Genomic DNA, 9,568 nt, shown 5'->3' with positions numbered 1-9,568 from the left:
GAATAGATCGCGGCGTAGCCGAGCGAGATGAAATTGTTGAGCAGCTTCATGCGATGGCCGTCGCCGGTGTCGCCGATATGGACGATGCGGCCGGCCCAGGTTTCGATCACCGGCTTCACCCTGGCAAAGAGGGCGTCCGGCGCGCCGACCATGGCGTCGAGCGTGCCTTCCCAGGCTTCCTTCGGCGTGCGGCTGAGCGGCGCGTCGACAAAATCGATTCCGAGCGCCTTGAGTTCCGCTGCCAGCGCCACCGTCGAGACCGGATCGGAGGTCGAGCAGTCGACGACGACCGAGCCCTTTTTCAAGCCCTCCTTGAGGCCGCCGGGGCCGCGAATGATGGCTTCGACCTCGCGCGAACCGGTGACGCAGATGAAGACGATATCAGATGCCGCCGCCACATCGCGCGAGGTCGATGCTTCCGTGGCGCCGCGGCCAAGCAGGTCTTCCGCCGGTTTGCGGTTCTTGCGGCCGAGGAAGGTCAGGCTGTAGCCCTTGTCGACGATGTTCTTGGCGATCCCGTGGCCCATAAGGCCAAGCCCGATGAAGCCGATCTTTTCGCTCGCGGCAGTCGTGTTCATGTCTTCAAGTCCTGTTGCAATGATTGATGTCAGGCGCTGCCGTTTTGCAGGCGAGGGTGGTTGCGGATGGCGATATTGTCTGACAATACACATAAATTCCTGAGGATGTGGAGAGCAAAATGACGAAGCGGATCATGTTCACCGGCGGCAGCGGCAAGGCCGGACGCCATGTCGTCCAATATCTGGTCGAGCAAGGCTGCCAGGTGCTCAACATCGACACCAAGCCGCTCGACAATCCCAAGGTGCGCACGCTGATCACCGACATCACCGACAGCGGGCAGGTGTTCAATGCACTGTCGAGCTATATGGGCCTGCATGAATTCGACCCCTCGCTGCGCCCGCAGCCGGTCGATGCGGTGGTGCATTTCGCCGCCATCCCGCGCATCATGATCACCACCGACAATGAGGTGTTCCGCATCAATGCGCTCGGCACCTACAATGTCGTCGAGGCGGCGGTGAAGCTCGGCATCAGCAAAATTATCATCGCCTCCAGCGAGACGACCTATGGGCTTGTGTTCGCCAACGAGCCGCGCGATCCCAAATATTTCCCGCTCGACGAGGAGTATGATGTCGATCCGATGGACAGCTATGCTTTGTCCAAGGTCGTCAACGAGAAAACGGCGCGGGCCTTTGCGCAACGCAACGGCACCGACATCTACGCCCTGCGCATCGGCAACGTCATCGAGCCGCACGAATATTCGCTGTTTCCGAAATGGTTCGCCGATCCGGGTTTCCGCAAGCGCATCGCCTGGAGCTATGTCGACGCGCGCGACCTTGGCCAGATCACGCTGCGCGCCATCGAGAAGGACGGCCTCGGCTATCAGGTGTTCAACGCCGCCAATGACGACACCTCGTCCGATCTGCCGACTGCCGAACTCCTGAAGCGGTTCTACCCCGGCGTGCCGGTCAAGGCCGAGCTCGGCGAATACGAGACGCTGCTGTCGAACCGCAAGGCGCGCGACGTGCTGGGCTTCCGCCCGGAGCATAGCTGGCGCAAATACGTCAACCAGGACTGATCCGCGAAGCAATCGGGGCTGATCTGTGCACAGCGGGCGGCTTTGCGGTGCAAGCCGCTTGCCGCGCTTGACAGCCTGCTTAATACGGACTTTCTGGAACCCATGCGGGACGCGAAGCCGAACAAGGAAAAATCGTTGGGGAAGGCGGTCTCCGGGGACCGTCCGGGCGGCGTTCGCCGCGCCGACGCCGCGCGTATCCCAGGCTCCAGCGTCCACGCCTCGCTGGCCAGCGAAATCGGCCTCAGGATCGTGCGCGGCGACTATCCGCCCGGCACCATCCTGCCCAATGAAGCGAAATGGTCGGAGACCTTCAGCGTCAGCCGCTCGGCGGTGCGCGAAGCCATCAAGATGCTGATGGCCAAGAGCCTTTTGGCCTCACGCCCCAAGATCGGCAGCTGGGTCGAGCCGAAGGAACGCTGGAACCTGCTCGATCGCGATGTGCTTGCCTGGTACGCGACGTCGCCGGATCGAGAAGTGTTCCTCAAGACGGTGCAGGAATTCCGCCACATCATCGAGCCGGAAGCGACCGCGTTTGCCGCCATGCGAAGAACCGACGAGCAGATGGCCGAGATCAGCCTGGCCTGCCGGGAGATGGGAGAGGCGACGAGCCTGCAGGAGCGGACCCGCGCCGACACGCGCTTCCATCTTGCCATCCTGCGGGCTTCGGGCAACGATCTTCTGGTGCCGCTCGGCGTACTGATCGAGTCCGCGTTCGATCACCTCTTTGCCTATACGACGCGGGAGATCGACGATCTCAACCACGCGCAGAAGCTGCACGAGGCGATCGAGAAGAACATCCGCCTGCAGCGCCCCGACGCCGCGCGCAATGCAGTGCGCAAACTGCTCGCCAACACAGACGGCGTCATCCGCGCCCGGTAGAGCCTGACCGGCCGCCGCTAGTCATCCTTGTCGCGTCCGAAGGCGCTGCGCAGTTCGTCCTTGGCGTCCTCAAGCACTTTTTTGCGCGCGGCAGGCAAGTTCTTGCCGGCGCGGTTGATGTAAAAATTCAGCATCGACATGGCGGATTGGAAAGGCTCGGCCTTGCGCCTGTGGCTGTGTTCGGCGGATCGCCTCAGCGAGGCGGCGATCTTCCTGGCGTCGTCGGATTCGAAGACGTGATCCTCAAGATCCATTGCGTTGCTGTGCTCGGTCACCTCGGCCGACCATTTTTCCTAGTGGCGGTCATCGCTGGACTCCTTTGCAGGGGGGGGGTGCCGGGGAAACTCTGCACATCGGCATCGGTTCCGGCCTGGCTCTGGAGCCACGGATTTGCCCGCTGTGGCGCTGCTGCGGCCTGAGAATGCGCCGATAGTGGCGCAAACGGCAGCCGATCTCCGAGACCGCCGACAGGAAACGCCTTGACCCGAACCGACAGCATCCAGCCCGGCCCCGGCATCGACAGCTCCTATGCCTGGATGCGGCTTGCCATCTCGATGCTGCTGGCGACGATTGGCGCCGTCGGTATGTGGGCTGTCGTCGTCGTGCTGCCCGCGGTGCAGGCCGAGTTCGGCGTCGACCGCGCCGCGGCGTCCATGCCTTACACCGCGACCATGGTTGGTTTCGCCGCCGGCAACGTGCTGGTCGGCCGCGCCATCGACCGGATGGGTTACTGGATCCCGGCGCTGCTCTCGTCGATTGCGCTTTCCGCCGGCCTGCTGCTCGCGGCGCTGTCCACCTCGATCCTGCAATTCACGCTTGCCCAAGGAGTGCTGATCGGTGTCGGCACGTCGGTGATCTTCGGGCCGCTGATCGCCGATATCTCGCACTGGTTCAACCGTCGTCGCGGTGTCGCGGTCACGGCGGCGGCGGCCGGCAATTACCTTGCCGGGGCGTTGTGGCCGACCATCATGCCGACGCTGATGAAGGCGGAGGGCTGGCGCTTCACCTATGCGGCAATCGGCATCTTCTGCCTGGTGACAATGGTGCCGCTGGTGCTGATGCTGCGGCGCGGTGCCCCGGCGGCGGCCGTCGCGGGTTCGCCCGGAAGCCGGTCGGTGCAGCCGATCTCGCTGTCGCCGGCGGCCTTGCAGGTGCTGCTGGTCGTCGCCGGGCTCGGCTGCTGCGTGGCGATGTCGATGCCGCAAGTGCATATCGTCGCCTATTGCATGGACCTCGGCTACGGCGTGGCGCACGGCGCCGACATGCTTTCGATCATGATGGCAGGCGGCGTCGTCAGCCGGCTGGCATCGGGCTTCCTCGCCGACCGGATCGGCGCCGTGCGGACATTGATGATCGGCTCGGTGCTGCAGTGCCTGTCGCTCCTGTTCTATATCCCGTTCGACGGGCTTGCCTCGCTCTATGTGGTGTCGCTGGTGTTCGGCCTGTCGCAGGGCGGCATCGTGCCTTGCTACGCGATCATCGTGCGCGATTACATGCCGGCCAACGAGGCCGGCCAGCGTATCGGTATCGTCATGATGGCGACCATCTTCGGCATGGCGATCGGCGGCTGGATGTCGGGCTGGATCTACGATTTGACCGGTTCCTACGCCGCCGCATTTCTCAACGGCATCGCCTGGAATTTGCTGAACCTGGTGGCGATCGGGCTGCTGTTCTGGAAAGCACGGCGCAGCACAGCCGTGATGGCCTGAGCTCACCGTGCCCAATGGTCCGGGATCTGCGCGGCTTGACAACCACCCAAGGCTGCGCGACGCCGGAAGGCGAATGGGTGCGGCAACAGGCCGGTTTGGCATGACGACGGTGGCAAAGACCCCGAATATGGTTCCAAAGGCGCTTGGCTGCACAAGCCCGTCGCCAGGAGTGCGTCCTTGACCAAGCCGCGCTCGCGCCGGGGCGGCGGCCGCCCGACCATCGCGGATGTCGCACGCAAGGCCGGCGTCGGCGCCATTACCGTGTCGCGCGCCTTGCGCGAGCCGGAGCGTGTCTCCGAAGAATTGCGCCGCCAGATCCAGGCCGCCGTCGACGAACTGGGCTACGTGCCGGACCCGAATGCCCGGGCGCTGGCCTCGGCGCGCGCCGAGGTGTTCGGCGTGCTGGTGCCGTCGCTTACCAACAACGTCTTCGCCGAGGTGGTGCGCGGCATCTATGACAGCCTGTCGGCCAGCCCGTTCCGCATCCAGCTTGGCAACACCCATTATTCCGGCCTTGAGGAAGAGCGGCTGCTGCAGCTGTTCGGTTCGCAACGGCCAGCCGCGCTGATCGTCGCTGGCATCGATCAGACACCGGCCTCGCGAAAGCTGCTGGAAAGTGCCGGCTGCCCCGTGGTGCAGGTCATGGAAACCGGTCCAGATCCGGTCGACATGATGGTCGGCTTCTCGCATCTCGATGGCGGCAGGGCGGCGACCGAGCATCTGATCGAGGCCGGCTATCGCCGCATCGGCTTCATCGGCGCACGCATGGACCCGCGTTCGCAGCGGCGCCTTGCCGGCTATCGCGCGGCGATGGAGGCCGCGGGCCTGTTCGACCCGCGCCTCGTCACCACCACGCCGGTGCTGTCCAGCGTGTCGCTCGGCCGCGAGATGTTCCGCGACGCGCTGGCCAAGGTGCCGACACTCGACGGTGTCTTCTGCAACAATGACGACATCGCGCTCGGCGTCTTGTTCGAATGCCATCGCGCCTCGATCGCGGTGCCGACGACGATCGGCATCGTCGGTTTCAACGATCTCGACATGATGCAGGTGGCGTTTCCTTCGGTCACCAGCATCCGCACCCATCGTTATGAGATCGGCCGGCGTGCCGTCGCCATGGCGCTGGCGGCGATCGCCGGCAACAGACCGGAGCAACGGATCGTCGACCTCGGTTTCGAGCTCAAGCGCCGCGAGAGCACGGCGCGTTGAAACGCACAGGAGCGACTGTGCGAATGCCGGTTTACACGCCAGTTTGGTAGCGCTACCATCCTTGTTTGACAGGCGCATGTGGGAGAGATAACGCCTGTTTATTATACATAAGCGACAACTGATACTTGTTTATTATGGATAATATGATAGTTTCAGCTTTGCTGACGGGGACAAGGGGAGGAACCGGGTCGGCCATTCACCGACCAATGAAAGCGTGGCCAAGGCAGGAGGTGCCGGGCATCGCGCGAGACTTCGCAAAGTCAAATAACAAACAGAACTGCAATTGGGAGGAATATCGATGATCAAGTCACTTGTTGGTGGCATCGTTGCCGCCACTGCATTCGTCATGTTGAGCTCGTCGGCGATTGCTGCGGGCCCCGAAATCGTCAAGGGTCCAGCGGCCGAGCCGGATTGCTTCGCACCCTGGGCTGCGGATACGCAGTTCTTCAAGTTCCCCAAGAAGGACGGCCCTTACCGCATTGCGCTCGCCAACGGCTATATCGCCAACACGTGGCGTATCCAGATGGTGCAGACTGCGAAGGCCTATGCAGCCCAGAAGGACGTTGCTGCAAAGCTGAAGGAATTCAAGGTCGTCTCGACCGGAGAAGACGTGCCGGCACAGATCTCGGCGATCAATAACTTCATTGATTCCGGCTATGACGCGATCGTGGTCAACGCCCAGAACCCGACCGCTTTCGGGCCGGTGATCAAGCGCGCCAAGGAAGCCGGTGTCATTCTGGTTGCCTTCGACAACATTCTCGACACCAAGGACGCCATCAACGTCAACGTCGACCAGAAAGGTCTTGGCGAGCTGTGGGGCAAATGGTTGGTCACGCATGTGCCGAATGGCGGCAAGGTGCTCGAAGTGCGCGGCGTTGCCGGGACATCGGTCGACACCGACCGCCACAACGGCATCCATGAGGCTCTCGACGCGTCCGGGAAGAAGTGGGAGGTCACCGAGGTGGTCGGCAAATGGGATGACGGCGTGGCGCAAAAGGCCTCGGCCGACGCCATCGCAACCAACGGCCCCTTCGACGGCGTGACCGGACAGGGTGGCGACACCGGCATCGTGCAGGCGATGATCGATGCCAAGCATCCATTCGTGCCGTTCGGCGGCGAGACCGAGAATGGCTTCCGCAAGTTCTGCGCCGCTCATGCTGCGGACGGGCTGAAATGCTCATCGGCCGGCACCGGTCCGGCCCAGGTGGCGGTTGCCATCAAGACGGCGATTGCCGCACTCGAAGGCAATGTCGTTCCGCAAGCGGTCAAACTGCCGCTGGCGATTGTCGAGGATCCGAACTTCAAAGCCGGTCAGGATTTCTTCCCCGACCAGTCTGACAATTTCTTCGTCGGCAACTCCTTCCCGACCTGCGGCATCAATTTCACGGCGCAGGAAATCATGGGCCAGACCAAGGCGGACCAATAGGCAGCATACAAGGCGCCGCGGGATCTCCCGCGGCGCCGGCCATTCGATATCCCTGGTCGTCAAAAGTGCCTCGGGAGGGCCGATGGACGGTATGGTTCCGCTCTTCCGGATGGAAGGCATATCCAAGCGCTATGGTGGTGTGCGGGCGTTGGAAAAGGCCGAGCTTTCGGTCTCATCCGGCAGCATTCATGCCATTCTCGGCGAAAACGGCGCCGGCAAATCGACGCTGATCAAGGTTATGGCGGGCGTCGTCGCGCCCGACGAAGGGCGCATGACGCTGGATGGACGCGAAGTGACATTCGCCTCGCCAGGCGCGGCCAACAAGGCCGGTATCGTCTGCATCTTCCAGGAACTGTCGCTGGTTCCCGAACTCAGCGTTGCCGACAACATAGTCATTTCCGATCCGCCGAAGCGTTTTGGCATGATCGACCGCAAGGCGCAGCGCCGCATCGCCGAGGAGGCGCTGGCACGCGCGGGCGCCGCCGATATCCACCCGCTGGCGCTGGTCAAGGACCTGCCGCTGTCACGCCGCCAAATGGTCGAGATCGCAAAGGCGCTGGCCAGGAAGCCGCGCATCCTGATCCTCGACGAGGCGACCTCGGCACTGACCGCGACCGACGTTGCCAAGATCTTCAGCGTGCTCAAGCGATTGCGCTCGGAAGGGCTGGCGCTGCTTTACATCTCGCACCGCATGAACGAGATCGCCGAGCTTGCCGACCACTGCACGGTGTTTCGCAACGGCCGCAATGTCGCCAGCTACAAGGCAGGCACAAAGAGCGACAACGAAGTGGTCGAACTGATGATCGGTCGCGAATACAGCCATATCTTTCCGCCCAAGCCGGCGGCGGTGCCTGCCACCGCAGCCCCCAGGTTAGAGGCCCGCAAGCTCTCCTGGGCCGACCGGCTGCACGACATCTCGCTGACCGTCAGGGCAGGTGAGGTGGTCGGCATTGGCGGCCTCGACGGCCAGGGCCAGCGCGAATTGCTGCTCGCCTTCTTCGGCGTGCTGCGGGGCCTCAGCGGCCAGATCCTGATCGACGGCAAGCCGGTGTCGATCACCAGTCCATCCGTTGCGCGCGACGACGGCATCGGCATGGCGCTTATCCCCGAGGACCGCAAGACCGAAGGGCTGATGCTGCCGATGACGGTGCGCGAGAACCTGTCCTTCGCGGCGCTCGACCGGCTGTCGAAAGCCGGCATCATCGATCGCGCCGCCGAGCAGCGGCTGATCGACGACATGGTCGGCCTTTTGGCGATCAAGACGGCAGGCCTCGACATTCCGGTCGGCGCGCTTTCGGGCGGCAACCAGCAGAAAGTGGTCATCGCCAAATGGCTGATGCGCCAGCCGCGCATCATCCTGCTCAACGATCCGACGCGCGGCATCGACGTCGGCACCAAGCAGGAGCTGTACCAGCTGATGCGCAAACTGGCCGACGCGGGTGCTGCGATCCTGTTCTACTCGACCGACTATGATGAACTGATCGGCTGCTGCGATCGCGTGCTGGTGCTCTATGACGGGGCGGTCAAGCGCGAGTTGGTCGGTGCCGAGATCACCGAGCGGGCGCTGATATCAAGCGCGCTCAACATCCATGGCGAGGAGAGCCCGGTGGGCCTGGGAGCAAGCGCGTGAAAGATTGGCGCTACTGGCTGGCCGAGCAGCGCGGAACTCTGCTGGCGCTCGGCATCTTCATCGTCATGTTCGTCATCTACACCTCAAACCATCCGGCGGGCTTCACCGCCAATGTCGTGCAGACGGCGTCGAACAAGGGCGTGCTGCTCGCCTTTGTCGCCATGGCGCAGACGCTGGTGGTGATCACCGCCGGCATCGACTTGTCCGTCGGTATGATCTTCCTGCTCACCAACTGCCTCGCCTCCTGGCTGGTGGTCGGCACGCCGATGCAGACGACGCTCGGTGTCATCGCCGTGCTGGCGGTGGGGCTGCTGTGCGGCGCGATCAACGGCGCCATCGTCATCTATGGCCGGCTGCAGCCGATTGTCGCCACCATTGCCACTGGCGCCGTCTATTACGGCATCGGCCTTTTGCTGCGGCCATTTCCGGGCGGCTCGGTCAATGAGGATTTGGCCGATGCGCTGACCGGCCGTGTGTTCGGCGTGGTACCGGCAAGTCTCCTCGTGCTGCTGGCCGTCGTGCTGGTGATCTGGGTGCCGTTCAGCCGCTCGGTGCTCGGCCGCGCCGCCTACGCGGCAGGCTCATCGGAGACGGCGGCCTACATGTCCGGCGTGCCGATCCGGCGCGGCAAGTTCGCCGCCTACACGCTGGCCGGCCTGCTGGCGGCGATCGGCGGACTGTTCCTGACTTTCTTCACCTATACGGGCGAGGCGGCCTATGCCAGCGGCAACTCCTACACGCTGTTTTCGATCGCAGCCGTGGTGCTCGGCGGCGTCTCGCTGTTCGGCGGCAAGGGCAGCGCCATCGGCGCCATCTTCGGCGCGCTGGCCTTCCGCACCATCGGCGACCTGTTGTTCGTCTTCGATTTCGATCCGCTCTGGCAGCCGCTGTTCCAGGGCGTTATCCTGCTGGTCGCCGTCAGCCTCGGCGCCTTCGCCCTGTTTCGGGTCCGCAACCGGCTGGAGTGGTTCCTGTGAGCGAAACGACGCTTGGCGGTATTGCCGGCCGCATGCCCAGATTCATCCGCCGCGCCGATCCGGCGGTGCTGACGGCCTTTGCCTGCATCGTTCTCTTGCTGTTCCTGGGCAGCCTCTATTCCAGAAGCTTCCTGTCGCCTGAATATC

Annotated in this window: 9 protein-coding genes and 1 pseudogene; 8 read left to right on the top strand and 2 right to left on the bottom strand. The window is 63.6% G+C overall.

Translation table 11 applies throughout. From position 1 onward, the window contains the following. Positions 1–578 (bottom strand): NAD(P)-dependent oxidoreductase (locus tag EN750_RS07210; protein WP_145967471.1); only part of this gene is annotated, 578 nt, incomplete at its 3' end. A 119-nt stretch (positions 579–697) separates the two neighbouring features. Between EN750_RS07210 and EN750_RS07205 the strand changes: the two genes are divergently transcribed. Continuing rightward, positions 698–1,594, top strand: coding sequence for an NAD(P)-dependent oxidoreductase (locus EN750_RS07205; RefSeq protein ID WP_127396023.1), 897 nt, complete (start codon positions 698–700; stop codon positions 1,592–1,594). A gap of 102 nt (positions 1,595–1,696) precedes the next feature. Continuing rightward, positions 1,697–2,473 (top strand): FadR/GntR family transcriptional regulator, encoded by a 777-nt coding sequence (locus tag EN750_RS07200; protein WP_127271478.1) that lies wholly within the window; start codon positions 1,697–1,699, stop codon positions 2,471–2,473. A gap of 17 nt (positions 2,474–2,490) precedes the next feature. On the opposite strand, the gene EN750_RS07195 is transcribed toward EN750_RS07200, so the two are convergent. After that, positions 2,491–2,727 carry a DUF3175 domain-containing protein gene (locus EN750_RS07195; protein WP_189526076.1) on the bottom strand — a complete coding sequence of 79 codons (237 nt, stop codon included), beginning with the start codon at positions 2,725–2,727 and terminating at the stop codon, positions 2,491–2,493. Between the two features lie 225 nt (positions 2,728–2,952). Here EN750_RS07195 and EN750_RS07190 point away from each other — a divergent pair, with 225 nt between their 5' ends. From EN750_RS07190 to EN750_RS40500, 6 genes and pseudogenes are all read left to right on the top strand, one after another. Further along, positions 2,953–4,182: an MFS transporter gene (locus tag EN750_RS07190; RefSeq protein ID WP_127396022.1), complete on the top strand. Its 1,230-nt coding sequence runs from the start codon at positions 2,953–2,955 to the stop codon at positions 4,180–4,182. Between the two features lie 177 nt (positions 4,183–4,359). Next, positions 4,360–5,388 (top strand): LacI family DNA-binding transcriptional regulator, encoded by a 1,029-nt coding sequence (locus EN750_RS07185; RefSeq protein WP_127396021.1) that lies wholly within the window; start codon positions 4,360–4,362, stop codon positions 5,386–5,388. A gap of 298 nt (positions 5,389–5,686) precedes the next feature. Continuing rightward, positions 5,687–6,814, top strand: coding sequence for a sugar ABC transporter substrate-binding protein (locus tag EN750_RS07180; protein ID WP_127322625.1), 1,128 nt, complete (start codon positions 5,687–5,689; stop codon positions 6,812–6,814). Between the two features lie 82 nt (positions 6,815–6,896). After that, positions 6,897–8,444 carry a sugar ABC transporter ATP-binding protein gene (locus tag EN750_RS07175; protein WP_127396020.1) on the top strand — a complete coding sequence of 516 codons (1,548 nt, stop codon included), beginning with the start codon at positions 6,897–6,899 and terminating at the stop codon, positions 8,442–8,444. Beyond that, complete coding sequence (locus EN750_RS07170) at positions 8,441–9,421, top strand: ABC transporter permease (RefSeq protein WP_127396019.1); 981 nt, start codon at positions 8,441–8,443, stop codon at positions 9,419–9,421. Before EN750_RS07175 ends, EN750_RS07170 begins: the two co-directional genes overlap by 4 nt. Beyond that, positions 9,418–9,568, top strand: a pseudogene (locus EN750_RS40500) (ABC transporter permease); the annotation flags it as partial. The gene EN750_RS07170 and the pseudogene EN750_RS40500, both read left to right, overlap by 4 nt.

The sequence above is a fragment of the Mesorhizobium sp. M7A.F.Ca.ET.027.03.2.1 genome, from assembly GCF_003999175.1.
Classification (GTDB): Bacteria; Pseudomonadota; Alphaproteobacteria; order Rhizobiales; family Rhizobiaceae; genus Mesorhizobium.
This window is presented reverse-complemented; position numbering and strand designations above follow the sequence as displayed.

Excerpts from the sequence above, each read along its gene's own strand:
- EN750_RS07205 (WP_127396023.1), top strand. The coding sequence starts at position 698 with ATGACGAAGCGGATCATGTTCACCGGCGGCAGCGGCAAGGCCGGACGC.
- EN750_RS07200 (WP_127271478.1), top strand. The coding sequence starts at position 1,697 with ATGCGGGACGCGAAGCCGAACAAGGAAAAATCGTTGGGGAAGGCGGTC.
- EN750_RS07195 (WP_189526076.1), bottom strand. The coding sequence starts at position 2,727 with ATGGATCTTGAGGATCACGTCTTCGAATCCGACGACGCCAGGAAGATC.
- EN750_RS07180 (WP_127322625.1), top strand. The coding sequence starts at position 5,687 with ATGATCAAGTCACTTGTTGGTGGCATCGTTGCCGCCACTGCATTCGTC.
- EN750_RS07175 (WP_127396020.1), top strand. The coding sequence starts at position 6,897 with ATGGACGGTATGGTTCCGCTCTTCCGGATGGAAGGCATATCCAAGCGC.